The organism is Streptomyces sp. NPDC046465 (genome assembly GCF_040646035.1).
GTDB lineage: Bacteria > Actinomycetota > Actinomycetes > Streptomycetales > Streptomycetaceae > Streptomyces.
This window is the reverse complement of record NZ_JBEYZK010000006.1, coordinates 15,279-37,036: the sequence shown is the minus strand read 5'-3', so window position 1 is coordinate 37,036 and position 21,758 is coordinate 15,279. Positions and strand designations below refer to the sequence as shown.

General features: G+C 70.4%; 19 protein-coding genes and 1 riboswitch. Of the genes, 6 read left to right on the top strand and 13 right to left on the bottom strand.

The genetic code is table 11. The features are described 5' to 3' along the window. Window positions 1-19: 19 nt before the first annotated feature. The 8 genes from ABZ953_RS11080 to ABZ953_RS11045 all read right to left on the bottom strand — a co-directional run bounded on the left by ABZ953_RS11080 (window position 20) and on the right by ABZ953_RS11045 (window position 9,191). A complete protein-coding gene (locus ABZ953_RS11080; RefSeq protein ID WP_361720995.1) occupies window positions 20-1,240 on the bottom strand; it encodes a dipeptide ABC transporter ATP-binding protein in 1,221 nt (406 codons plus the stop codon). Between the two features lie 44 nt (window positions 1,241-1,284). Next, entirely contained in the window at window positions 1,285-2,382 is a 1,098-nt protein-coding gene (locus ABZ953_RS11075) for an ABC transporter ATP-binding protein (protein ID WP_361720303.1), read from the bottom strand. After that, a complete protein-coding gene (locus ABZ953_RS11070) occupies window positions 2,379-3,380 on the bottom strand; it encodes an ABC transporter permease (RefSeq protein WP_361720300.1) in 1,002 nt (333 codons plus the stop codon). Before ABZ953_RS11070 ends, ABZ953_RS11075 begins: the two co-directional genes overlap by 4 nt. Before the next feature lie 149 nt (window positions 3,381-3,529). Further along, complete coding sequence (locus ABZ953_RS11065; protein WP_361720297.1) at window positions 3,530-5,284, bottom strand: ABC transporter substrate-binding protein; 1,755 nt, start codon at window positions 5,282-5,284, stop codon at window positions 3,530-3,532. Window positions 5,285-5,385: 101 nt separating this feature from the next. After that, window positions 5,386-6,390, bottom strand: coding sequence for an ABC transporter permease (locus tag ABZ953_RS11060; RefSeq protein ID WP_361720294.1), 1,005 nt, complete (start codon window positions 6,388-6,390; stop codon window positions 5,386-5,388). Window positions 6,391-6,728: 338 nt separating this feature from the next. Beyond that, window positions 6,729-7,460: an enhanced serine sensitivity protein SseB C-terminal domain-containing protein gene (locus ABZ953_RS11055; RefSeq protein ID WP_361720292.1), complete on the bottom strand. Its 732-nt coding sequence runs from the start codon at window positions 7,458-7,460 to the stop codon at window positions 6,729-6,731. Window positions 7,461-7,647: 187 nt separating this feature from the next. Beyond that, on the bottom strand, window positions 7,648-8,427 hold the full coding sequence (locus ABZ953_RS11050; protein WP_361720289.1) for an enhanced serine sensitivity protein SseB: 780 nt from the start codon (window positions 8,425-8,427) through the stop codon (window positions 7,648-7,650). Between the two features lie 59 nt (window positions 8,428-8,486). Next, on the bottom strand, window positions 8,487-9,191 hold the full coding sequence (locus tag ABZ953_RS11045) for an AAA family ATPase (RefSeq protein WP_361720992.1): 705 nt from the start codon (window positions 9,189-9,191) through the stop codon (window positions 8,487-8,489). Window positions 9,192-9,339: 148 nt separating this feature from the next. Beyond that, window positions 9,340-9,447: riboswitch (glycine riboswitch) on the top strand. Window positions 9,448-9,595: 148 nt separating this feature from the next. On the opposite strand from ABZ953_RS11045, the gene gcvT reads away from it, so the two are divergent. The 4 genes from gcvT to ABZ953_RS11025 all read left to right on the top strand — a co-directional run bounded on the left by gcvT (window position 9,596) and on the right by ABZ953_RS11025 (window position 14,104). Further along, the gene (gene gcvT, locus ABZ953_RS11040) at window positions 9,596-10,729 is read left to right on the top strand and encodes a glycine cleavage system aminomethyltransferase GcvT (RefSeq protein ID WP_361720286.1); all 1,134 of its coding nucleotides are present in this window, start codon (window positions 9,596-9,598) and stop codon (window positions 10,727-10,729) included. A gap of 112 nt (window positions 10,730-10,841) precedes the next feature. Further along, the gene (gcvH, locus tag ABZ953_RS11035; protein WP_098244917.1) at window positions 10,842-11,219 is read left to right on the top strand and encodes a glycine cleavage system protein GcvH; all 378 of its coding nucleotides are present in this window, start codon (window positions 10,842-10,844) and stop codon (window positions 11,217-11,219) included. Between the two features lie 23 nt (window positions 11,220-11,242). Further along, window positions 11,243-12,505, top strand: a complete 1,263-nt coding sequence (gene glyA, locus ABZ953_RS11030) for a serine hydroxymethyltransferase (protein ID WP_361720282.1) — start codon at window positions 11,243-11,245, stop codon at window positions 12,503-12,505. Between the two features lie 198 nt (window positions 12,506-12,703). Beyond that, window positions 12,704-14,104: an L-serine ammonia-lyase gene (locus ABZ953_RS11025; RefSeq protein ID WP_361720279.1), complete on the top strand. Its 1,401-nt coding sequence runs from the start codon at window positions 12,704-12,706 to the stop codon at window positions 14,102-14,104. Window positions 14,105-14,293: 189 nt separating this feature from the next. Here ABZ953_RS11025 and ABZ953_RS11020 read toward each other — a convergent pair whose 3' ends face one another. Continuing rightward, window positions 14,294-15,895 carry an alpha/beta hydrolase gene (locus ABZ953_RS11020; RefSeq protein ID WP_361720276.1) on the bottom strand — a complete coding sequence of 534 codons (1,602 nt, stop codon included), beginning with the start codon at window positions 15,893-15,895 and terminating at the stop codon, window positions 14,294-14,296. A 198-nt stretch (window positions 15,896-16,093) separates the two neighbouring features. On the opposite strand from ABZ953_RS11020, the gene ABZ953_RS11015 reads away from it, so the two are divergent. Then, window positions 16,094-16,306 carry an EF-hand domain-containing protein gene (locus ABZ953_RS11015; protein WP_361720273.1) on the top strand — a complete coding sequence of 71 codons (213 nt, stop codon included), beginning with the start codon at window positions 16,094-16,096 and terminating at the stop codon, window positions 16,304-16,306. A 105-nt stretch (window positions 16,307-16,411) separates the two neighbouring features. Here ABZ953_RS11015 and gap read toward each other — a convergent pair whose 3' ends face one another. From gap to ABZ953_RS10995, 4 genes are all read right to left on the bottom strand, one after another. Beyond that, window positions 16,412-17,410 (bottom strand): type I glyceraldehyde-3-phosphate dehydrogenase, encoded by a 999-nt coding sequence (gene gap, locus ABZ953_RS11010; RefSeq protein ID WP_361720270.1) that lies wholly within the window; start codon window positions 17,408-17,410, stop codon window positions 16,412-16,414. A 123-nt stretch (window positions 17,411-17,533) separates the two neighbouring features. Then, entirely contained in the window at window positions 17,534-18,517 is a 984-nt protein-coding gene (locus ABZ953_RS11005) for a helix-turn-helix domain-containing protein (RefSeq protein WP_361720267.1), read from the bottom strand. Between the two features lie 65 nt (window positions 18,518-18,582). Then, the gene (gene bla, locus ABZ953_RS11000) at window positions 18,583-19,578 is read right to left on the bottom strand and encodes a class A beta-lactamase (RefSeq protein ID WP_361720264.1); all 996 of its coding nucleotides are present in this window, start codon (window positions 19,576-19,578) and stop codon (window positions 18,583-18,585) included. A 62-nt stretch (window positions 19,579-19,640) separates the two neighbouring features. Then, window positions 19,641-20,618: an AraC family transcriptional regulator gene (locus tag ABZ953_RS10995; RefSeq protein ID WP_361720261.1), complete on the bottom strand. Its 978-nt coding sequence runs from the start codon at window positions 20,616-20,618 to the stop codon at window positions 19,641-19,643. Window positions 20,619-20,742: 124 nt separating this feature from the next. Here ABZ953_RS10995 and ABZ953_RS10990 point away from each other — a divergent pair, with 124 nt between their 5' ends. After that, on the top strand, window positions 20,743-21,753 hold the full coding sequence (locus tag ABZ953_RS10990) for a zinc-dependent alcohol dehydrogenase family protein (RefSeq protein WP_361720258.1): 1,011 nt from the start codon (window positions 20,743-20,745) through the stop codon (window positions 21,751-21,753). Window positions 21,754-21,758 lie beyond the last annotated feature (5 nt).

Below are 21,758 nucleotides of genomic sequence, written 5' to 3'. Positions count from 1 at the left end.
TTGTCCGGGTCAACTTGCCTTATGACTCAGTCGACTTCTGACCCTCGTCCTTCGCCACGTCGCCCTTGGAACCCTTGGAACCCTTGGAACCCTGGGAGCCCGTGGAAACGGCAGGCTCCGGTTCCGCAGCCGTCTTCGAGGCGGTCTCCTCCGCCTTCGGCACCACCGTCACCACCTCGATCGCCTCCTTGGCCACCGCGAGCAGCTTGGTGTCCTGGGGCGCCTGGTCGTCGGCGTTCTCCGGGTGGTGGCACGCCACCTGGTGCCCCGTGGCGAGCGCCATCAGCGGCGGCTCCTTGGTCTTGCAGATCTCCGTCGCCTTCCAGCACCGCGTGTGGAAGCGGCAGCCACTGGGCGGGTCGATCGGCGAGGGGACGTCACCGCGGAGCAGGATCCGCTCGCTCTTGGCGCCGCGCCGCCTGGGGTCGGGCACCGGCACCGCGGAGAGCAGCGCCTTGGTGTACGGGTGCATCGGCGTGGAGTAGAGGTCCTTGCGGTCCGCCAGCTCCACGATCTTGCCGAGGTACATCACCGCGATGCGGTCCGACACGTGCCGGATGACCGACAGGTCGTGCGCGATGATCACGTACGTGAGGCCGAGCTCGTCCTGCAGGTCGTCCAGGAGGTTGACCACCTGGGCCTGGATGGACACGTCGAGAGCCGACACCGGCTCGTCCGCCACGACCAGCTTGGGCCGCAGCGCAAGGGCCCGCGCGATGCCGATGCGCTGGCGCTGGCCGCCGGAGAACTCGTGCGGATAGCGGTTGTAGTGCTCGGGGTTGAGCCCGACGCGCTCCAGCATCTCCTGCACGGTCTTCTTCACGCCGCCCTCGGGCTTGACGCCCTGGAGCTTGAAGGGCGCGCCGACGATCGTGCCGATGGTGTGCCGGGGGTTCAGCGACGAGTACGGGTCCTGGAAGATCATCTGGACGTCCCGGCGCAGCGGACGCATCCGGCCGGTGTTCAGGTGCGTGATGTCCGTACCCTCGAACTCGACCCGCCCACTGGTCGGTTCGAGCAGCCGCGTGATCAGCCGGCCCATCGTCGACTTGCCGCAGCCGGACTCGCCGACCACGCCGAGCGTTTCACCGGGGCGTACGTCGAAGGAGAGCCCGTCGACCGCCTGCACCGCCGCCACCTGGCGCTGGAGCAGCCCCTTCTTGATGGGGAAGTGCTTCACCAGGCCGTCGACCTTGAGCAGCGGCTCGGGCGAGCTCTTCGTCTGCGCCGGGATCGTCATCTCCTGGCCCTTCACGGTCTCTTTCGGGTCCTTCGCGGCATCATTCACAGCTTCGGCGCAATCTCTTCGGTCCAGATCCGGGTGCGCTCGTCCTGCGACATGTGGCAGGCGGAGTAGTGCCCGTCGGCCACCAGGCGCAGCTCGGGGCGCTCGCTGCGGGTGATCTGATCCTTGGGGATGTCCGCGTAGGGGCAGCGCGGGTTGAAGGCGCAGCCGCTCGGCAGGTTGATCAGGCTGGGCGGGGAGCCCTTGACCGGGATGAGCCGCTCGGTCTCCTCGCGGTCGATGCGCGGCATCGAGCCCAGCAGGCCCCAGGTGTAGGGGTGCTGGGGTTCGTAGAAGACCTTCTCGGCGGTGCCGCGCTCGACGCACCGGCCGCCGTACATGACCAGGAGCTCGTCCGCCATCTCGGCGACCACGCCCAGGTCGTGCGTGATCATGATGACGGCGGAGCCGAACTCCTTCTGCAGGTCCCGGATGAGGTCGAGGATCTGCGCCTGGACGGTCACGTCGAGGGCGGTGGTCGGCTCGTCCGCGATGAGCAGCTCGGGGTTGTTGACCAGGGCCATCGCGATCATCGCGCGCTGGCGCATGCCGCCGGAGAACTCGTGCGGGTAGGAGTCCACGCGCTTGTCGGGCTGCGGGATGCCGACGCGGTCGAGCATGTCGATGGCGCGCTTGCGGGCCGTCTTCTTGTCGACGTCGTTGTGGACCCGGTACGCCTCGGTGATCTGCTTGCCGATGGAGTAGTACGGGTGCAGCGCGGAGAGCGGATCCTGGAAGATCATCGCCATCTCGCGGCCGCGCAGCTTGCGCACCTCGTTGGGATCGGCGGCGAGCAGCTCCTTGCCGTCCAGCCAGATCTCGCCGGAGATCTGCGCTCGGCGGGCGCCGTACTGGCCCGCGGTGTGCAGGCCGAGGATGCCGAGCGAGGTGACCGACTTGCCGGAGCCGGATTCGCCCACGATGCCGAGGGTCTTGCCCTTCTCCAGCTGGAAGCTGAGCCCGTCGACGGACTTGACCACGCCGTCGTCGGTCGGGAAGTGCACCTTGAGGTCGCGCACCTCGAGGAAGGCGGAGGGAGCGGGCGAGTCGGCGACGGGCTCGCCCACCGCTGCTCCGCTCTTGGACAGTTCGGTCATCCCAGCCTCACTCGCGGGTCGATGACGGCGTACAGAAGGTCGACGACGAGGTTGGCCACGGCGATCGCGAGCGCCGCGCACAGGGTCACGCCGAGAATGACGGGCAGGTCCTTGCTGCTGATGGCCCTGACCGCTTCGAGGCCGAGCCCCGGCAGGTTGAACGTGGACTCGGTGAGCACGGCGCCGCCCATCAGGACACCGAGGTCGAGTCCGAAGACGGTGAGGATCGGCGTCATCGCGGAACGCAGGGCGTGTCTGCGGATGACGGTGGCCTCGCCGAGGCCCTTGGCGCGCGCGGTGCGGATGTAGTCCTCGCCGAGCACTTCGAGCATGGTGGCTCGGGTGAGGCGGGCGTACATCGCGGCGTTGAGGAAGGCGAGGACGATCCACGGCAGGATCAGCGTCTGGAGCCAGACACCGGCCGAGTCGTCGGTACTGAGGCTGTCCGCGATCTTCACCCAGCCGAGGTTGTGGACGAAGATGCCCATCGCGATCATGCCGGTGAAGAAGACGGGGAGCGAGACGCCGCCGAGGGCGACGGTCATCGCGGAGCGGTCCCAGATGGAACCCCGCTTGAGCGCGGAGACCACACCGGTGGCGACACCCGCGGCGAGCCACAGGACGCAGGCGCCTGCGGCGAGCGCGCCGGTGACCGGCAGGGCGTCCTTGAGGGTCTCCCAGACGGGCGCCTCGGTACGGAAGGAGTAGCCGAAGCACGGCGCCGGGCAGTGCGTGACGTCACTGCCGTTGACGTAGTCGCGCCCCATCGGGATGCCCTTGATGAACTCCCAGAACTGGACGAGCAGCGGGTCGTCGAGTCCCAGTTTGGTCCGGATGCCTTCGATCTGCTCGGCTCCGGTGGCCTTGCCGGCGAAGAGGACGGCGATGTCCTGTCCCGCCCACTTGGGCAGCATGAAGAAGACGGTGAAGGTCGCGAGCAGTACGACCAGCACCATGATGATTACGGCGATCAGGCGCCGGATGAGATAAGCAAGCACTGTGCGCGGCCCGGCAGTGGCCGGGACCCCCTTGTGAGGAGTCCCGGCCACCGCCCGGGGCCATCACCTGCCCTTCGGACTGGCGGGATTCGGCGGCGGTGGAACGAACAACTACTGGTTCCCTTGCGGGAATCGTGTGACGGCGGGTGTTACTTGACGACGCCGAGCGAGGCGTAGTCGTAACGGCCGTTGTAGCCGTCGGACATGTAGGCGTTGGTCAGCCGCGACCCGCGCCAGGTGATGTTCTTCTCGTAGAGGAAGGGCATCCAGTCGGCCTGGTCAAGGATCTTCTTGTCGAGCTCCTTGTAGACCTCGCCGGCCTTGGCCGGGTCGGTCTCGGCGATGGCCTTGTCGAAGAGGCCGTCGACCTTCTTGTCCTTGATCTGCGACTCGTTGTAGTTACCGGTCGGGTTCAGGAAGCGGCTGTCGAACAGCGGCTGCGCGTAGCCCTGGCCGGACGGGAAGTCCGGGCCCCAGCCGCTCATCGTCATGCCGTAGCCGCGCTTCTTCACGACGGAGGGCGAGCCGGTGATGCTGGAGGTGTCGGCGCCGTCGAGCGAGTCGACCTGGACCTTGATGCCGACCTTGCCGAGCGACTGCTGCAGCGCCTCGGCGGCGTCGACCTCACCCGGGTTGTTGCTGCGGGCGGTGAGCTTGGTGGAGAAGCCGCCTGGCTTGCCGCACTGCTTCAGCTCGTCCTTGGCCTTGGCGGCGTCCGGCTTGCCCTTGCGCGCGAGGACGCCGTACGGGTCGTACTTGCTGTAGCCCGGGATCGCCACGGGGAAGGTGCTGTTGGCGATGTCACCGGCCGCGACCTTGCCGCCGCGGGTCTGCTGGATGCTCGCGAAGTCGGTCGCGTAGAACACGGCCTTGCGGCAGTGCTCGTCGTCGAAGGGCTTCGCGTTGTGCACCAGCGCGACGTAGCGCACGAAGGACGTGTGCATGTTGTCGACGTTGCCGCGGTGGTCCGTGACGGCGCTGACGCGGCCGGACTGGGTCATGCCCGTGCCGTTGATGTCGACGTCGAAGTCGCCCTCCATCAACTTCTTGTCGTTCTCCTCCTGGTTGGCGGAGATCGTCACGTCGATCTTGTCGGGCAGCGCCGCGCGGATCGGGTCCGAGGACTTCTTCCACTTGTCGTTGCGGACCAGCACGATCTTCTTGCCGGCCTTGTACTCCTGGAACTTGTACGGGCCCGCGGAGAACGGCCGCTGGGTGTACTTGGCCTTGGTGTCCTTGGCCTCCTTCACCGGCGAACCGGTGGGCATGGCCAGGAACTGCTCGAAGTCACCGTTGCGCTTCGGCAGCTTGAAGATGATCGTCTGGTCGTCGGGGGTCTCGATCGCGTCGAGGCCGCCCTTGTCCTTGTAGGGGCCCTTGTACTTGCCCTTGGGGTCGAGCGTCTGGCGGATGTAGCCCGGACCACCGGTGATGGTGTCCGTCGCCCAGGTGCGCTCGATGCCGTACTTGATGTCCTTGGAGGTCAGCTTGGAGCCGTCCTCCCAGGTGGACCCGGCACGCAGCTTGTACGTGTAGGTCTTGCCGTCGTCCGAGATCTTCGCCGTGTCGGTGGCGAGGTCGGGGACCAGCTTCGTGCCCGCCTTGCCCGGCTTGGTGTCGTAGGTCACCAGCTGCCGGGTGTAGAAGCGCATGAAGTCCCAGGTCATGCCGTAGTAGGCGCGCTGGGGGTCGGCGGAGTCGAGGTCCTGCTTGCCGACCATCTTCAGCGTGCCTCCCTTCTTCTTGGAAGGGTTGGCGACCTTGTTCAGCGCCGCGTTGTAACCGGCACCCTTGGAGTCGCTGTCGTCACCGTCACCGCCGCCGCACGCCGTGGTGGTCACCAGCGCCGCGACGACGAGGGCCGCACCGCTGGTGAGCCGTCGTTTCGTGGAACCTGTGGGCATCTTCTCGTAACCTCCGAGATCGCGGTCCCTGGCCGTGTGCTGCCGGAGAACCATGGTTAAAGCCACCTGACATGCGGCAGGGGCAAGCCAGTTGGGACCTTCTAGCGCGTCCCCTTCGGGTCGAGCGCGTCGCGCAGCCCGTCGCCGAAGAGGTTGAAGGCCAGGACGGTGATGAAGATCGTGACGCCCGGGAAGACCATGAACATCGGGTCGTGCTCGTACGTCTTGAGTGCGTCGCGCAGCATGCCGCCCCACGAGGCCGTCGGCGGCTTGACACCGGCGCCGAGGAAGCTGAGGGCCGCCTCCGTGAGGATGTTGGTCGGGATCATCAGCGTCGCGTAGACGGTGATGGGGGCGACCAGGTTGGGCAGCAGTTCGCGGAACAGGATGTGGCGCTTGCCGCCGCCGAGGCTGCGGGCCGCTTCCACGTACTCGCGCTCACGGAGCGAAAGGGTCTGGCCTCTGACGATTCGTCCTACGTACGGCCAGCCGAAGAAGCCGATGACCAGGACGAGGATCGCGACGCGCACGCTGGTGCCCTGGAGGCCGAGCAGGTCGTCGGGGAGCACGGAGACCAGCGAGATGATGAAGAGCAGCTGCGGGAAGGAGAGCAGCACGTCCATCACGCGGCTGATCAGCGCGTCGATCCAGCCGCCGAAGTAGCCGGCGATGATCCCGAAGAGGGTGCCGAACGCCACGGCCACGATGGCCGCGAGGAACGCGACCAGGAGCGAGATCCGCGCGCCGAAGACGATCCGGCTGAAGACGTCGCGGCCCTTGTTCGGCTCGACGCCGAAGAGGAAGTCGCCGCTGACGCCGCCGAGATCGCCCTTGGGCAGGCCCGTCAGCTCATCGAGCTTGTCCTGGTTGAAGTCGTTGGGCGGATGACCCAGCAGGTTCACGATCAGCGGCGCGAAGACGGCGACCAGCACCAGTACCAGCACCGTGATGCCGCCCGCGAGGGCGACCTTGTCCCGCTTCAGGCGGTTCCAGGCGATCTGCTTGAGGGACCGGCCCTCGACCTTTTTCACCCCTGCATCAACTGCGGGGGCGACGTCCTCGGTCGGGTCCGCGTCCGCAGGTGTGTCATGCAATGGTGCCGTCATCGTGGCAGGGACCCCTCTCAACCGGTGGTGACCGGCCCGCACTTGCCGCTGTAGCGACGTGATCAGTCCGTCGTACACAGGGGCGAAGGCCCCTTGGAGCGGGAGTCTTCATCCACGTCGCGATCTGTTACCAGTCTTGACGGGGAAAGGATGCGCAACCGTGATGCTGATCGAGGTGTTCCGTTATCCGGACGCCGGTGAACGAGAGGCGAACACGGGGCAGTTGGGGTGCAAAGCTTCACGTGGGCCCATAGAGCCCCACTCACATCACAACGGACATCGCGTCCGTCGGTGCTGCTCAGTACCGGGAGGCGCCGCTCAGTACTGCGCGGTGCTGCTCAGTACTGCGCCGGGTAGCCGTATCCGCCGGCCGGCGCCGGGGCCGCCTGGGCCTCGCGGTCGTAGAACGGCCTGGCATTGGCGCGGAGCCACATCGCGACCGGGTCGTAATCGTCGGACATCGCGACCGTCGAGACGGGCAGGCCCTCCGGGACGGCCGGAATGGACTGCTGCATCATCGTCCGGATCGCGTCCACGGACGCCGGTGACGTGTCGTACACGTCGAGGCCGATGGCCAGATAAGGCGCACCGAGCGCGGGCTGCACCCAGGCGCGGCGCAGCGAGCGGACCATCGGGGTGCGGTGCGCGTTCTGCGTGAGCAGGGCGTAGAACTGGGGGATCTCGATGCTCGGCTCGGTGAGCCTGAGGGGTCCCGCGGGCAGCAGGTCCAGGCCCGTGGCCATGCGGCGCAGATCCAGCCAGGGGATGCCGACGCCGCCGCCCGGCGCGTGCGGATTCAGCCAGAGGCCGTAGTGGTCGGGGTAGAGGGTGCGGGCGATGTCGAGGCCGCGCACCACTTCATAGCTGCGGTTCCAGCCACTGGCGGAGAGCTCCTGGGCGGAGGTCACACAGGGGGCATAGCCGATCCCCTCGACCTCCATGTTCCCGTACTGGGCGTCGGGCGACCCGGCCTGGCCGTGCCAGAGCAGCATCCACACCTGGTCGGCGGCGAGCGCGCGCAGCAGTGCCTCGTAGGCGTCGTAGCGCCCGGGCGTCACCTGGCGCAGCATCTGCTCGACCTGCCCCCCGGTGCCCGAGCCAGCTCGTGCAGGGGAGACCCCATCGCCCGCGGCCGTGCCCGACGCACTCACCCGTAACCGCCCCTTCGCTTCGTGCCCGACTGCCCGAGAACCCGTCGTACCGGGTCATGGAACCAGCTTAAGCGGCGATCCTGACACGGACTTGACGTACGACACCTCAGGCGCCGCGGTGGTAGAAGGGCCGCACCCGTGCGCGCAGCCAGTCGCCCACCGGGTCCTGCGCCACGTCGAGGAGTACCAGGTTCACCGGCCACGGGGCCGGCACCTGGCCGAGGGCGCGGCCCAGCGCCTCCATCGGGAGGTCGCGGGCGTTGCCGTCCCAGGTGGACAGCTCGACGCCGACGAAGAGCGTCGGCTCGTCCGTCTCGACGGACGCCAGGCAGCGGCGGGCCGTGAGGACGACCCCGGCCGCCTCGAACTCCCGTCCCGCGGCGGCCAGGAAGTCCACCGGGTCGTGCTGCCAGTCCGGCTCGTACAGCCGCACCCGGCCGCCGGTGGTGGGGCCGTCCAGCTCGGAGCGGCCGACCCGGCAGAGCTCGGCGACGGCGGCCGGCGGCAGCGGGACGCCGACGGTGCCGTCGGGGTTCAGCGCGATGCCCAGCTGCGGCGGGAGGCCGCGGGCGAACTCAGCGGCGGGCGCCACGGTGTGGCCCATCCGGTCCGCCGCCGCGCCCAGGGCCTGGCGGAACTGCTGTTCGGAGCTGAAGACGGGGACGTACGCCTGGCCCTCGATCTCCAGGGTCGGCAGGTCCAGGGTGCCGCTGTCGGGGCCGCCGCCGTTCGGCAGCGGGATCCACAGGTGGCTGCGGCCGAGGACCTCCACGATCCGGCCGCCCGCCGACTCGGGGGCGCCGAGCGAGGCCGCAAGGACCTCCTCCAGTTCGTTGCCCGGCCATCCTCCATAGGGATGGGCGTGTGCCTGCGCCGGAAAGTCCATCTGTCCAACCCCTGCTCGCGACCGCTCTGCCTGCGGCTCGAACCCTAACGCCGGGGCGCTCAGCGGTCGAAAGTGATCCCCCGCAGGACCTGCGCCGCGGCGCGGTCCAGGAGCACCGCCGAACCGCAGCCGCGCGGCAGATCGCCGCGCTCGGCGGCGCCGACCAGGTGGCCGACCGTCCTGCGGTGGCGCGCGAAGGCGTACCGGGAGACGCCGCGGCCGCGCTCGTGCTGGCCCCGCAGCGCCGTCTCCGCCGGTACGTCGAGGAGCAGGAGGTGCAGGGCCGCTCCGCGCCGGGCGGCCTCGCGGGCGAGCCAGCGGCGCACCCAGGCCTGGGTGCCGCAGTCGTGCACGACGACGCTCGCCCCGGAGCGCAGGGTGCGGCGCAGTCCCCGGTAGTGCGCGAGGCGGACCAGGGGGCGGTAGAGCGCGTACGGCAGCAGGCGCGGCATGCGGCGGGCCCAGCGGTCGCGGGTGTCCTGGGAGTCGATGCGCGGGCCGGTGACGGCCTGCCGCATCAGGGTCGATTTTCCGCCGCCGGGCAGCCCGGAGACGACGACCAGGTCGCCCGCGCCGAAGGTGAGGCGGTGCGGGCTGTGACCGGCCCGTCGGCGGAGGTCGCGGACGACGGCCACGGGAAGCGGTCCGCAGCTCTCCGCGGCCCGCGCGGCGGCCTGCTTCGGCAGCACCACCCCCGCGGCCGCCACCCCGGTGGTCGTGGCGTGGACACTGGTCCTGCTGCGCACCGTGATCGGCCTCCCCATAGCGGTCACGTACTGCTTCCCCAGCAAGTGTAAAGAGAAGGTAATGCGGCACAAGCGCGTCCGGGGCCGCGGCATCCGTGGCCGGTCACGGGTCCCCCTCGACAGAGTCGCGTGCAATGATGTGCGCGCCAACTCCATACAGGCCGTTCGAATCCGCGCGGGAGAGTCCCCGGAACCAGCTTGAGCTGGGTGCCCGGGGCGCCGAAGGAGCAAGCCCCTCCCTTGAATCTCTCAGGCCCCGTACCGCGCGGGCGAGGCACATCTGAAAAGCGGGCCGCCCCGGCGGTCCCACCCAAGGTGCAAGCCGGACGTCTCGAATGACGAGACACGTCCGGCGAACCTCTCAGGTTCCGATGACAGATGGGGAGGATCGACCTCGCCCGTCATGCCCTGGGAGTTCCTTCATGAGCACTGCCCCCCGTCTGACCGCCCTCGACGCCGTGCATCGGTCGCTCGGCGCGACCATGACCGATTTCGCGGGCTGGGACATGCCGCTCCGGTACGCCAGCGAGCGCGACGAGCACAACGCCGTACGCACCAAGGCCGGTCTCTTCGACCTGTCGCACATGGGCGAGATCACGGTCACCGGACCCGAGGCCGCCGACTTCCTGAACTTCGCGCTGGTCGGCAACATCGGCTCCATCGGCGTCGGCCGCGCCCGCTATACGATGATCGTCGCCGAGGACGGCGGCATCCTGGACGACCTGATCGTCTACCGGCTCGGTGCGGCCGAGGCCCCCGAGTACATGGTCGTCGCCAACGCCTCCAACGCGCAGGTCGTGCTCGACGCGCTCACCGCCCGCGCCGACGGCTTCGACGCCGAGGTCCGCGACGACCGCGACGCGTACGCGCTGCTCGCCGTCCAGGGACCCGAGTCCCCCGGCATCCTGAAGTCACTCACGGACGCCGACCTGGACGGCCTCAAGTACTACGCGGGCCTGCCCGGCACCGTCGCGGGCGTGCCCGCCCTGATCGCCCGTACCGGCTACACCGGCGAGGACGGCTTCGAGCTCTTCGTCTCCCCCGGTGACGCGGAGCGGCTCTGGAACGCGCTGATGGAGGCGGGCGCGCCGGTCGGCCTGGTCCCGGCCGGTCTCTCCTGCCGCGACACGCTGCGCCTGGAGGCGGGCATGCCGCTGTACGGGCACGAGCTGACCGCCGGGCTGACGCCGTTCGACGCCGGGCTCGGCCGGGTGGTCAAGTTCGAGAAGACGTCGCAGTCGGAAGCCTTCGTGGGCCGCGGCGCCCTCGCGGCCGCCGCCGAGCGCGCCGAGACCGCCCCGCCGCGCAAGCTCGTCGGCCTGATCGCCGAGGGCCGCCGCGTTCCGCGCGCGGGCTTCCCGGTGGTCCTGGACGGCAAGGTCATCGGCGAGGTCACCTCCGGTGCCCCGTCCCCGACGCTGGGCAAGCCGATCGCGATGGCGTACGTCGACGCGGAGCACGCGGCCCCGGGCACGCCGGGCGTGGGCGTGGACGTCCGCGGCACCCACGAGCCGTACGCGGTCGTGGCCCTGCCGTTCTACAAGCGACAGAAGTGACGCTCGTAGCGTTGTCCCCGCGTGGGACCCGGCTTCCGGCGCACCCGGAAGTGACCCCACGCACATCTGTCCCGTTCCGCAGCACCCACCCGCGTACAGGAGAATTCAGGTCATGAGCAACCCCCAGCAGCTGCGTTACAGCAAGGAGCACGAGTGGCTCTCGGCCACCGAGGACGGCGTGGCGACGGTCGGCATCACGGAGCACGCGGCCAACGCGCTCGGTGACGTCGTCTTCGCCCAGCTCCCCGAGGTCGGTGACACGGTGACCGCGGGCGAGTCCTGCGGCGAGCTGGAGTCGACCAAGTCGGTCAGCGACCTCTACGCCCCGGTGACCGGCGAGATCGTCGCCGCCAACCAGGACGTCGTCGAGGACCCGTCGCTGGTCAACTCCGCCCCGTTCGAGGGCGGTTGGCTGTTCAAGGTTCGGATCTCGGGCGAGCCGGACGACCTGATGTCCGCCGACGAGTACACCGCATTCACCGCCGGCTGACCCATACCGATAGGGATCGTGTGATGTCGCTTCTCAACACCCCTCTCCACGAGCTGGACCCGGACGTCGCCGCCGCCGTCGACGCCGAGCTCCACCGCCAGCAGTCCACCCTGGAAATGATCGCCTCGGAGAACTTCGCTCCGGTCGCCGTCATGGAGGCCCAGGGGACGGTCCTCACCAACAAGTACGCCGAGGGCTACCCCGGCCGCCGCTACTACGGCGGCTGCGAGCACGTGGACGTGGCCGAGCAGATCGCGATCGACCGGGTCAAGGACCTGTTCGGCGCCGAGTACGCCAACGTCCAGCCGCACTCCGGCGCCTCCGCCAACCAGGCCGCCCTCTTCGCGATCGCCCAGCCCGGCGACACGATCCTCGGCCTGGACCTCGCGCACGGCGGCCACCTCACCCACGGCATGCGCCTGAACTTCTCCGGCAAGCAGTTCAACGTGGTCGCCTACCACGTGGACGAGGCGGGCCTGGTCGACATGGCCGAGGTCGAGCGCCTGGCCAAGGAGAACAGCCCCAAGGTGATCATCGCGGGCTGGTCCGCCTACCCGCGCCAGCTGGACTTCGCCGAGTTCCGCCGGATCGCCGACGAGGTCGGCGCGAAGCTCTGGGTCGACATGGCGCACTTCGCCGGGCTCGTCGCCGCCGGTCTGCACCCGAACCCGGTGCCGTACGCGGACGTCGTCACCTCCACCACGCACAAGACGCTCGGCGGCCCGCGCGGCGGCATCATCCTGGCGCGCAACAAGGACTTCGCGAAGAAGCTGAACTCCGCGGTCTTCCCCGGCTTCCAGGGCGGCCCGCTCGAGCACGTGATCGCCGCGAAGGCCGTCTCCTTCAAGGTCGCGGCCACCGAGGAGTTCAAGGAGCGCCAGCAGCGCACCCTGGACGGCGCCCGCATCCTGGCCGAGCGCCTGGTGCAGGACGACGCCAAGGCCGTCGGCGTCGGCGTGGCGTCCGGTGGCACGGACGTGCACCTGGTCCTGGTGGACCTGCGCGACTCCGAGCTCGACGGCCAGCAGGCCGAGGACCGCCTCCACGAGGTCGGCATCACGGTCAACCGCAACGCGGTCCCGAACGACCCGCGCCCCCCGATGGTCACCTCGGGCCTGCGGATCGGCACGCCCGCTCTCGCGACCCGCGGCTTCGGCCAGGACGACTTCCGCGAGGTCGCCGACATCATCGCCGAGGCCCTCAAGCCGGGCTTCGACGCGGAGTCCCTCAAGGCCCGGGTGACCGCTCTGGCCGACAAGCACCCCCTGTACCCCGGCCTGAAGTAATTTCGTACCCTTTCGTGCATACGCTGTTGCTCGTACGTACGAAACATCGGGGCACCTTGCACACTGGACAGTGAGCGAGGTGCCCCGCACCACGTACCGCGCCCGTAGTGCCTGCACCGCCTTGTACTTCTGCACCGCCTTGTACTTCTGCACCACCCGGCAGACAACGGCGTCTACCAACCACCATTGGAGTTTCCCGTGGCCATCTCGGTCTTCGACCTGTTCTCGATCGGCATCGGCCCGTCCAGCTCCCACACGGTCGGCCCGATGCGCGCTGCCCGCATGTTCGCCGGGCGTCTCAAGAACGAGGGCCTGATGGCCCACACCACCTCGATACGGGCCGAGCTGTACGGCTCGCTCGGCGCGACCGGCCACGGCCACGGCACCCCGAAGGCCGTCCTGCTCGGCCTGGAGGGCGAGTCGCCCCGCACGGTGAACGTGGAGAGCGCCGACGGCCGCGTCGACGAGATCAAGAGCAGCGGCCGCATCAACCTCCTCGGCATGCACGAGATCGACTTCGACTTCGACGAGGACCTGATCCTGCACCGCCGCAAGGCCCTGCCGTACCACGCCAACGGCATGACGGTCTTCGCGTACGACCGTGAGGGCGCCCTCGTCCTGGAGAAGACGTACTACTCCGTAGGCGGCGGTTTCGTGGTCGACGAGACCGTGCTCGAGCAGGAGCGGGCGGCGGGCGAGAACCCGATCGTGCCGGACGACACCGTCCTCAGGCACCCCTTCCGCACCGGCGACGAGCTGCTCCGCCTCACGGAGGAGACCGGCCTCTCCATCTCCGCGCTCATGCTGGAGAACGAGAAGGCCTGGCGCACGGAGGAGGAGATCCGCGAGGGGCTCCTCGACATCTGGCGCGTCATGCAGGCCTGCGTCTCGCGCGGCATGTCCCGCGAGGGCATCCTGCCCGGCGGCCTGAAGGTCCGCCGCCGCGCCGCCAACTCCGCGCGCCAGCTGCGCGCCGAGGGCGACCCGCAGGCCCGCGCCATGGAGTGGATCACCCTCTACGCGATGGCCGTGAACGAGGAGAACGCGGCGGGCGGCCGCGTCGTGACCGCCCCGACCAACGGCGCCGCGGGCATCATCCCCGCCGTCCTGCACTACTACATGAACTTCGTGGCCGGCGCGTCCTCCCCGGAGGAAAAGGACGACGGCGTCGTCCGCTTCCTCCTCGCGGCCGGCGCGATCGGCATGCTCTTCAAGGAGAACGCCTCCATCTCCGGCGCCGAGGTCGGCTGCCAGGGCGAGGTCGGCTCCGCCTGCTCGATGGCGGCGGGCGCGCTGGCCGAGGTCATGGGCGGCTCCCCCTCCAAGGTCGAGAACGCCGCCGAGATCGGCATGGAGCACAACCTCGGCCTGACCTGCGACCCGGTCGGCGGCCTCGTCCAGATCCCCTGCATCGAGCGCAACGGCATGGCGGCGGTCAAGGCCGTCACCGCCGCGAAGATGGCGATGCGGGGCGACGGCTCCCACAAGGTGTCCCTCGACAAGGTCATCAAGACCATGAAGGACACGGGCGCCGACATGAGCGTCAAGTACAAGGAGACCGCGCGGGGCGGGCTCGCGGTGAACATCATCGAGTGCTGACGCCCGGGGCCCCTAGGGCCTGTGTCGGAAGTCCCGTCTGCCCCGCGACGCCCGGCACGCGCCCTCGCGGCGTTGTCGGGCTCACCCCGATACAACCAGTATCGGGGCGACCCTCCGCCTTGCGACCGCACGCACCGGACGCCGCGGGGCCCGCCCTCCGGGCGAACGACGCGACTTGCGACACAGGCCCTAGCAGCTCTTGCGCGGGCGGACCCTCTTCAGGTCGATGAGGTAGCGGTCCACGGCGTGCGTGACGCAGGCGTTGCTGCGGCCGTACGCGGTGTGGCCCACGCCCTCGTACGTCAGGAGCATGCCTCCCGGGAACTGCCCGGCGAGGCTCTCCGCCTCCTCGTAGGGGGTGGCGGGGTCGCCGGTGGTGCCGACCACCAGGACCGGCGGCACGCCGGGCGCGTTGACCCGATGGGGGCGTTGCGCACCGGCGCTGGGCCAGTTCTTGCAGGTCAGCTCGTCGACGACGCTTGACGTGCCGTACACGCCCGCGGCCTTCCCGGCGGCTCCCAAGGCCTTCCAGTAGGGGCCGGGGGTGCGCGGGTGCGGCACGTCGAGGCAGTTGACGGCGATGATCGCGTCGTCGTCGTTTCCGGTGCCCGTGGCGGCCCTGGAGGCCCTGGAGGCCTGCTCTCCATCGGACTCCGCCATGCGGGAGAGCTCCGTCGCGTCGCCGTCGTACGCCGCGCCGAGCGCCTGCGACAAGTCCTCCCAGTCGTCCTCCGGGCTGTACATCGCGCCGGTGACGACGTCGAGCAGCGTCCTGGCGTCGACGTCGTACGCCTCCTCGTCCTCGTCACTGACCGGCAGCGGCTCGCGCGCCGCCCGCTCGTACAGCTCCTCGATCAGCGCCGATATCTCCGCCGGGTCCGAGCCGGGGCAGCTGTCGCCCGCGATGTCGGCGCAGGACTCCGCGTACTCCTCGACCGCCCTGCGAAACCCCGTGCCCTGGCTCAGCGCGCGCTGCCGCCAGTCCAGGGACGGGTCGACGGCACCGTCGAGGACCAGCGCACGGACGCGGTGCGGGAACTGCTCGGCGTACGACGTACCGAGGCTCGTGCCGTAGGACCAGCCGAGGTAGGTGAGCTTCCGGTCGGCGAGGGCGGCCCGCAGGACGTCCAGGTCGCGGGCCGCGTCCTCGGTGCCGACGTGGGGCAGGACGGCGCGGCTGCCCCGCGCGCAGGCGGCGGCCTGCTCGTCGGCGTCGGCCAGGGCACGGGCGCGGTCGGGGCCGGTACGGGGCGCTATCGGCTCCGGCCCGTCGTCGTCGCCCGCCGCGTCCTCCTCGTCCTCGGTCTCCGCGCACTTCACGGCCGGAACGCTGCCGCCGACGCCCCGCGGGTCGAACGACACGATGTCGAAGCGGTCGCGCACCGTGGCGCTGAAGACTTCGCCGCCGTCCGACTTCAGGTCGCTCACGCCGGAGGACCCCGGGCCGCCGGGGTTGTAGACGAGCGAGCCGACGCGGTCGTCCGGATCGGCGGTCGCCGCCTTGGCCACGGGCAGCACGAAGGTCCTGCCGTTTTCCGGGTGGGCGTAGTCCATGGGGACGGTCAGGCGGGCGCAGCGGAGGTCGCCGCACTTCTTCCACGTCAGCTTCTGCCCGTAGAACCGCTTGAGCTCGGGGCGCGCGGCGGCCTCGGTCCGCTCGCCCGCCGCCTTGCCGTCGTCCGGGGCGGGGCCGCTCAGTGCGGTGCAGGCGGCGAGCGAGGCCGTGGTGAGGACGGTCAGGGCGAGGGCGAGCGGGCGACCGGTGCGGCGGGCCCTGTGGGCGGGGTTCAACGGGGTGCTCCCAGGATCGGTTTCGCCATGAGAGACGCGATCGGCTCCCGGCTCGCTCCGTTTGCCGGGGGGAAACCGCGGCGGCTCCGCTCGGCCGCCAAGGAAGGCTCTGGCCATGGCCGTACTCGTTGTCATCCCGCGCCGGGGCGGCCGCTACTCTGACCACCGTCAGTAGTGCACCAAGAAGGGGTGGATCCGGTGGCGGACATCGAGGAAGCGCGCAAGACGTTCGAGCAGTTCGACACGGACGGCGACGGCTTCATCACGGCGGCCGAGTGGAAGAGCGCCATGGCCAGGATGGGCGACTTCTACCAGACCGAGGCGGTGGCCGAAGCCGTGATCGGCTCGAAGGACACCGACGCGGACAAGCGTCTCTCCTTCGACGAGTTCTGGGCGAGCCTGAACAAGTAGTCGGCGGTCCGGCGGCGGAGCCGGACGCGGAAGGGGCCCGGAGCGGGTGACGCTCCGGGCCCCTTTCTCGCGTTCTCGCGCCGGGCCAGTGGTGGGTGCGGACGCTCAAGCGCTGGTCAGGAGCTCCAGCGTGTCGATCACGCGGTTCGAGAAGCCCCACTCGTTGTCGTACCAGGCGACGACCTTCACGTGCCGGCCGTCGACGCGGGTGAGGGCCGAGTCGAAGATCGACGAGGCGGGGTTGCCGGTGATGTCGGACGACACGAGCGGGTCGTCGGAGTATTCGAGGACGCCCGCGAGCGGCCCCTCGGCCGCGGTGCGGTAGGCCGCGAGCACGTCCTCGCGCGTCACGTCGCGGGCGACGGTCGTGTTGAGTTCGACGATCGAGCCCACCGGCACCGGCACACGGATCGAGTCGCCCGACAGCTTGCCGTCCAGGTTCGGCAGCACCAGGCCGATCGCCTTGGCCGCGCCGGTCGTGGTCGGAACGATGTTGACGCCCGCCGCCCTGGCGCGCCGGGGGTCGCGGTGCGGGCCGTCCTGCAGGTTCTGCTCCTGCGTGTACGCGTGCACCGTCGTCATGAACGCGTGCTCGATACCGGCGAGTTCGTCGAGCACCTTGGCCAGCGGGGCGAGCGCGTTGGTGGTGCAGGAGGCGTTGGAGACGATCGTGTGCAGGTCCGGGTCGTAGGCGTCGGTGTTGACCCCGTACGCGAGGGTGACGTCGGCGCCGTCCGACGGCGCGCTGACGAGCACCTTGCGCGCGCCCGCGTCGAGGTGCGCGCGGGCGGCCTCGGCCGAGGTGAAGCGTCCGGTGGCCTCAAGGACGATGTCGACCCCGAGTTCGGCCCACGGCAACTGCGCCGGTTCCCGCTCGGCAAGGACCTTGATCCGGTGGCCGTCGACGACGAGGACGTCGCCGTCGACGGAGACCGGACGCCCGAGACGGCCGGAGGTGCTGTCGTAGGCGAGCAGCCGGGCCAGCGCGGCGGGCTCGGTGAGGTCGTTGACGGCGACGATTTCGAGGGAGCTGTCGCGCTCGAGGAGCGCGCGCAGCACATTGCGGCCGATGCGGCCGAATCCGTTGATGGCGATGCGAGTCATGAGTGGTGTCCCTTCCACATGGGTGGTGTCCCGCCCGGTCGCCACCAGGCTCGCCCGCGGCGCCCGCCGCTGACAGTGGCGCGATCGCCATGGTTCAAAAGGATCCCGCCACGAGGTTGATGACTATTCGCCCCGAGCGCCCCGAGTACCCCGAGCGCCCCGCGTGAAGGTGCGTCGGTACTCGCTCGGCGTGGTGTCCAGGATGCGTTGGAAGTGCAGGCGCAGGTTCGCGCCGGTGCCGAGGCCGACGTCGGCGGCGATCTGTTCGACGCCGCGCTGCGAACGCTCGAGGAGTTCGCGGGCCAGGTCGATGCGGGCGCGCATCACCCACTGCATCGGCGTGTAGCCGGTCTCCTCGACGAAGCGACGGGAGAACGTACGCGGCGAGACCCCGGCCCGCCGCGCCAGTACGTCGAGGGTGAGGGGTTCGCCGAGCCGGTGCAGCGCCCACTCGCGGGTGGCGCCGAAGCGCTCGCCGAGCGGTTCGGGGACGCTGTGCGGCACGTACTGGGCCTGGCCGCCGCTGCGGTAAGGGGCCGCGACCAGACGGCGGGCCGCGTGATTCGACGCGGCAACCCCGAGGTCACCGCGCAGGATGTGCAGGCACAGGTCGATGCCGGAGGCGGCGCCGGCCGAGGTGAGCACGCGGTCGTCGTCGACGAACAGCACGTTCTCGTCGACCTGGACGAGCGGGTGCCTGGCCGCGAGCGCCCGCGTGTAGTGCCAGTGCGTCGTGGCGCGCCTGCCGTCGAGCAGTCCCGTGGCGGCGAGCGCGAAGGCGCCCGTGGAGATGGCGGCGAGCCGCGCGCCTCGCTCGTGCGCGGCGATCAGGGCCTCGACGACGGCTTGCGGCGGGTCGTCGCGGTCCGGGTGCCGGTAGCCGGGGACGAAGACGATGTCGGCCCAGGCGAGCGTGTCCAGGCCGTGGGCGACGGAGTACGAAAGACCGTCGCCACCGGTCACGAGACCGGGAGCCGCACCGCATACCCGTACCTCGTACGGCATGCTCGCGCGGGTCGTGAACACCTGCGCGGGAATGCCGACATCGAGCGGCTTCGCCCCCGCGAGGACGAGGACGGCGACGCGATGCATGCGGGGGGCTGGCACGGGAGAGAGGCTACGTGGCTACGTGGGGCCCGGCTCACGTGCGCTTCTCAGGCTTCTCAGGCTTCTCAGGCGCTCAACTCGGCGACGACCCGTTCCGTGGCCCGCGCGATCAACTCGTTGCTGGGCTCGGCGTCACGGCCCCGCCGGTCGCTCATCACGGCGATGACGAGCGGCGCGGAGTCGGACGGGGCGGAGTCGGACGGTGCGGAGTCCGGTGGCCACGCGATGGCGATGTCGTTGGCCCGGCCCCAGTTGCCGGTGCCGGTCTTGTCCGCCGCGGTCCATCCCTTGGGAAGCCCCGCCCTGACACGCTGTCGGCCGACCTCGGTCGCGTTGTCCAGGAGCCAGCCCTTAAGCAGGGCGCGCTTGTCGGCGGGCAGGGCGTCACCGAGTACGAGGGCGCGGTAGTCGGCGGCGATCGCGCGAGGTGTGGTGGTGTCGTGCCGGTCCTTCGGCGGGACGCCGTTCAGCTCGGGTTCGTAGTGGTCCATGCGGCTGACGTCGTCGCCGAGTCCGCGCAGGTAGGCGGTGAGCCGGGCCGGGCCGCCGACGTCGCGCATGAGCAGGTTGCCCGCCGTGCCGTCGCTGTGGCGGACGGCGGCGTCGCACAGCTGCCTGATGGTCATCCCGGTGGCGAGGTGATCCTTGGTGATGGGCGAGATGGAGTCGACGTCGTCGGCGGTGTAGGTGACGCGCTTGTCCAGGTGACTGAGCGGGTTGTGGTGCAGGACGGCCGCCACGGCCAGCGCCTTGAAGGTGGAGCAGAACGCGAAACGGTCGTCGGCGCGGTGGGTCAGCGTGGCGCCGGTGCCGGTCGCCAGGGCGTAGATGCCGAGGCGGCCGCCGTACTTTCGTTCGAGGTCCTCGAACCGCACCGGACGATGTGAGCGGCCCGGGTGCGTGTCCGGATGCCTGTCGGGACGCGTGTCGGGACGTTTGTCGTCGTCCGTACCGCAGCCCGCCAGGGGCAGGAGCGCGGCCGCCACGAGAAGAGCCCGGCGGCGTGGTCTGTGCCGCTCCGCCAGCTCCGACTCCTCCAAGGACATGCGCTCCAAGGACATGCGCGGGCACCAGCCCTTTCACTCGTCTTCGCACAGGCTCCGGCAGCCTCGCCGTCACCCACTCAGCCACTCAAGGCTAAGCCCGCCCCGCGCAGCTTCCGGTACTGTCCCGGCGCCATTCCGAACTCCCGCTTGAACGCCTTGGCAAAGGCGAACTCCGAGCTGTACCCGGCCCGTTCGGCCACCGTGCGCAGCGGGGCGCCGTCCGGCTCGCGCAGCCTTCCCGCCGCCGTGGTCATCCGCCACCACGTGAGGTACGCGAGCGGCGGCGTCCCCACGGACTCCGTGAACCGGCGCGCGAAGGGCGCCCGCGACAGACTCCCGAGCGCGCCGAGCTCGCCCACCGTCCAGGGGTGCGCGGGGTCGCTGTGGATGGCGCGGAGTGCCGCCGCGACCGCCGGGTGGGCCAGTGCGGCCGCCCAGCCGGAGTGGTCCCCTGCGCTGCCGCGCACCCCCAGCCACCAGGTGCGCAGGATCAGCAGGAGCAGCGTGTCGAGGAGCGAGGTGACGATGGTGTCGGTGCCGGGCTGCGGGTCCGTCAGCTCGGTGACGAGCAGGCCGAGCACCGCACGCAGTGGGGCGCCCTCCTCGTCGGCGGCGGCCAGGTGGACCAGGCCGGGCAGATCGGAGAGCAGCGGGTGCGGACGGTTCTCGTCGAGGAGGTACGCGCCGCAGATCATCACGGCGGACGGCGACCCGGCGTCCATCACCCTCGGCACGGGTGACACGGGCGGCACGGGCGCGAGCCCGGAGCCGTCGAGCCGCAGCGTGACCTCCCGCACCGCGACACCCGGCTCGCTCACCAGCTCGTACGCGCCCCGTTGCGTCACGAAGGCGATGTCACCGGGCCCGAGCCGCACCGGCTCGGCGTCGCCGTGGCCCTCGGCCATGACGAGCCAGGCGTGCCCTTCCAGCACGGCGTGGAACCCGGCGCCGCCCGCCCCGGTGAACCGCACACCCCACGGCGCCTGCCTCCGCGTCAGGGAGGAGTGCGGCCGCCCGACGCGCATGGCGGCGACGGCATCGCTGAGTACGTCCATGACGGCACCGTAACCCGCCGTCGTAACCGCTGATCAGGGAGCACCCGGGCCGCGAGACGAACGGACATCGACGCGGGACCAACGAGCATGGGATGCCCCCGAACGCCCCTCTAGCGTCCTCCACATGACGACGAGCACGGCGACACCGAACACCGCACGCACCGTCCTCTTCGACGAGGCCGGAGGGCCCGAGGTCCTGCGGATCGAAGAGCTTCCGCTGCCCACCCCCGGGCCGGGCGAAGTCCTCGTCCGCGTCGAGGCGTTGGGCATCAACCGCGCCGAGGCCCTGTTCCGCGCCGACGCGTACTACTACCAGCCCGCCCTGCCCGCCTCCCGGCTCGGCTACGAGGCCGCGGGCACCGTCGAAGCCGTCGGCCCCGGCGTGACCGCCCACTCCCCCGGCGACGCCGTGCTGACCGGCCCCGGCATCGAGATGAGCACCCAGGGCGTCTACGCCGACCACGTCGTCCTGCCCGCGGCCTGCGTCGTGGCGCGCCCCGCCGGGCTCGACGCGGTGACGGGGGCGGCGACGTGGCTCACGTACTCGACCGCGTACGGCGGAATGCTGGAGACGGGCGGCCTGCGGCCGGGCGACCACGTGGTGGTCACGGCGGCGTCCAGCGGGGTCGGTGTCGCCGCGCTACAGACCGCGGCGCGGATCGGCGCGGTCCCGATCGCGGTCACCCGCACCGGCGAGAAGCGGCGGCGACTCCTCGACAACGGCGCGGCCCTGGTCCTCTCCTCGGACTCGGACGACGTGGTGAAGGAGGTCCGGCGCTTCACCGGCGACAAGGGGGCCGAGCTGATCTTCGACGCGGTGGGCGGCCCCGGCCTCGCGGACCTCTCCCGGGCCGCGTCGACGGCGGGGACAGTGGTCGTCTACGGCTTCCTGGACCAACGCCCCATGGCCATGCCGCTCAACTGGCCGCTCAGCGTGCGCGGTTACGCCAACTCCCACCTGGCCGCGACGCCGGATGGCCTGCGCCGCATCAACGCGTTCATCGCGTCGGGACTGCGGGACGGCACGTTCCGCCCGGTGGTCGGCGAGGTCTTCGAGGGACTGGACAGCATCCGGGACGCGCACCGGCTGATGGAGTCCAACGGGCACGTGGGGAAGATCGTGGTGCGGCTGTGAGGGTA

Bases quoted from the DNA above. Each gene is read 5' to 3' on its own strand.
- ABZ953_RS11080 (WP_361720995.1), bottom strand. From the start codon at position 1,240: ATGACGATCCCGGCGCAGACGAAGAGCTCGCCCGAGCCGCTGCTCAAG.
- ABZ953_RS11075 (WP_361720303.1), bottom strand. From the start codon at position 2,382: ATGACCGAACTGTCCAAGAGCGGAGCAGCGGTGGGCGAGCCCGTCGCC.
- ABZ953_RS11065 (WP_361720297.1), bottom strand. From the start codon at position 5,284: ATGCCCACAGGTTCCACGAAACGACGGCTCACCAGCGGTGCGGCCCTC.
- ABZ953_RS11060 (WP_361720294.1), bottom strand. From the start codon at position 6,390: ATGACGGCACCATTGCATGACACACCTGCGGACGCGGACCCGACCGAG.
- ABZ953_RS11055 (WP_361720292.1), bottom strand. From the start codon at position 7,460: ATGCTGCGCCAGGTGACGCCCGGGCGCTACGACGCCTACGAGGCACTG.
- ABZ953_RS11050 (WP_361720289.1), bottom strand. From the start codon at position 8,427: ATGGACTTTCCGGCGCAGGCACACGCCCATCCCTATGGAGGATGGCCG.
- ABZ953_RS11045 (WP_361720992.1), bottom strand. From the start codon at position 9,191: ATGGGGAGGCCGATCACGGTGCGCAGCAGGACCAGTGTCCACGCCACG.
- gcvT (WP_361720286.1), top strand. From the start codon at position 9,596: ATGAGCACTGCCCCCCGTCTGACCGCCCTCGACGCCGTGCATCGGTCG.
- gcvH (WP_098244917.1), top strand. From the start codon at position 10,842: ATGAGCAACCCCCAGCAGCTGCGTTACAGCAAGGAGCACGAGTGGCTC.
- glyA (WP_361720282.1), top strand. From the start codon at position 11,243: ATGTCGCTTCTCAACACCCCTCTCCACGAGCTGGACCCGGACGTCGCC.
- gap (WP_361720270.1), bottom strand. From the start codon at position 17,410: ATGACTCGCATCGCCATCAACGGATTCGGCCGCATCGGCCGCAATGTG.
- bla (WP_361720264.1), bottom strand. From the start codon at position 19,578: ATGTCCTTGGAGCGCATGTCCTTGGAGGAGTCGGAGCTGGCGGAGCGG.
- ABZ953_RS10995 (WP_361720261.1), bottom strand. From the start codon at position 20,618: ATGGACGTACTCAGCGATGCCGTCGCCGCCATGCGCGTCGGGCGGCCG.
- ABZ953_RS10990 (WP_361720258.1), top strand. From the start codon at position 20,743: ATGACGACGAGCACGGCGACACCGAACACCGCACGCACCGTCCTCTTC.